We start from the raw sequence: 1,517 nt of genomic DNA, 5'->3' as shown, positions 1-1,517 counted from the left end.
TCCCAGTCAATCCAGATGGCCTGCGCGCCACCATGGGGCGCTTTGGCGGCGATGACCTTATGGCCCTTGTCGCGCAAACCCTGCACTGCCTGCGCGGGAACCCCGGTTTCCGCAACGACCGCGCCATTCTCATAAAACACGCGCGGGGCATCGATGGCTTGCTGAATATCCATCCCGTGATCCAGCAGGTTGGTCAGCACATGCACATGGCCAAAGGGCTGATAATCCCCGCCCATGACACCGAATGGCATGACCGCGCGCGCGCCACGGGTCACCATGCCGGGCATGATCGTATGCAGCGGCCGCTTGCCCGGCGCCAATGCGTTGGGATGGTCCGGGTCCAGCCGGAAGCTGTGGCCGCGGTTTTGCAAGACGACCCCGGTTTCGGGACTGGTCACCGCACTGCCAAAGGAGAAATAGGTGGAGTTGATGAAGCTGACCGCGTTCCTTTCATCATCCACGATCGAGATATAAACCGTATCGGACATCGCCAGTTCAGCATCAGCAAAATGGTCCATCGCGCGGGCGGGGTCCATTTCGGCGGACAGGCGGGAGGTGAAGTCCGCTGAAAGCAATTCCTCGACCACACCTTGCGACGCGGCAGGATCGGCCATACGCGCATTGCGTTCACGAAAGGCCAGCCTGCCCGCCTCGATTTCCAGATGCAGTTTTTCCGCGCCGACCGGGTCCAGCCCGCGCAGGTCATGCTGGGCCATCAGGTTGAACATCACCAGCGCGGTCAGCCCCTGATTATTGGGCGGCACCTGATGGATGCGCAGCCCGCGATAATCTGTGGAAATGGGCGTAACATACTCGCCGCGTGTTGCTGCGAAATCTTCAAGCGTGTGAACTCCGCCCAGTTCACGCAGGCGGTTGACCATGTCTTCTGCGACCGCACCTTCGTAAAACCCGGCGCGGCCATGTTCGGCAATCAACCGCAGGGTTGCGCCAAGTTCCGGCTGTTTGTGAATATCGCCTGCGTCCGGGGCCTTGCCGCCCGGCAGGAAAATGCGCGCGCTGTGGGGATCGGCGGCAAGGTCTTGCCCGACATTTTTCCAGTCGAAGGCCACGCGGTCATGCACCACATATCCGTTCTCGGCATAATGGATGGCCGGGGCCAGAACCGTGGCCATGTCCAGCCGCCCGTGATCGGCCAGAAGCTGACACCAGCCGTCAATCGCGCCGGGAATGGTGACAGCATGGACACCGCGTTTGGGCACTTCGGTCAGGCCCATGGCGCGGTAGGCGTCAATTGTGGCCCCCATCGGCGCCCTGCCCGACCCGTTAAAGGCGATGACATCACTGCCCCCGCGCGGGCAATACAGCGCAAAACAGTCGCCACCGATCCCGGTTGATTGCGGCTCCACCACCGCCTGAACCGCCGCCGCGCAGATTGCGGCATCCATGGCATTGCCGCCTGCGCGCAGAATATCCAGCGCGGCAAGGGTGGCCAGCGGGTGCGAAGTCGCCGCCATTGCCCCGGTGGTCCTGACCGGCGAACGGCCCGGTGATTGCAG

At 62.8% G+C, this 1,517-nt stretch carries 1 protein-coding gene; it reads right to left on the bottom strand.

The features are described 5' to 3' along the window. Positions 1-1,475, bottom strand: a 1,475-nt coding sequence (ggt, locus tag PUT78_RS23500; protein WP_274354634.1) for a gamma-glutamyltransferase, incomplete at its 3' end; no start/stop codon positions are given. Positions 1,476-1,517 lie beyond the last annotated feature (42 nt).

It is taken from the genome of Roseinatronobacter alkalisoli (assembly GCF_028745735.1).
GTDB classification, from domain to species: domain Bacteria; phylum Pseudomonadota; class Alphaproteobacteria; order Rhodobacterales; family Rhodobacteraceae; genus Roseinatronobacter; species Roseinatronobacter alkalisoli.
The sequence above is the reverse complement of the archived record's forward strand: the minus strand, read 5'-3'. Positions and strand labels throughout refer to the sequence as shown.